General features: G+C 69.5%; 1 pseudogene. It reads left to right on the top strand.

Annotated elements, in window-relative coordinates:
* Positions 1 to 40: 40 nt before the first annotated feature.
* Positions 41 to 295, top strand: a pseudogene (locus DSP71_RS23245) (hypothetical protein); the annotation flags it as partial.

A 295-nucleotide genomic window follows, 5' to 3' on the forward strand; every position in this document is an offset into this window, starting at 1 on the left:
CGTTCTCCAGACCACCCGGACGATCACGCAGGGCCAGCCCGTGACCGCCGCGGATTTCCAGGTCGTCGACGTGCGACTCGGCGCTGCCGGTGAGGGATACCTCGGTCCCGACGACCTCCTTGCGGACAGCGTGGCGACCCGCACCCTCGACGGCGGCGAACTCGTCCCCGTCTCGGCGCTGACCGATGCGGAGGACAGCCGATCGACGACGGTGGTCATCCAGAGCACGACGGGAATCCCGGAAGGCGTCGCCGCGGGAACAGTCGTCGAGATCTGGCAGGCACCGCCGGTGGAT

Source organism: Microbacterium sp. H6, assembly GCF_003314775.1.
GTDB classification, from domain to species: Bacteria; Actinomycetota; Actinomycetes; order Actinomycetales; family Microbacteriaceae; genus Microbacterium; species Microbacterium oxydans.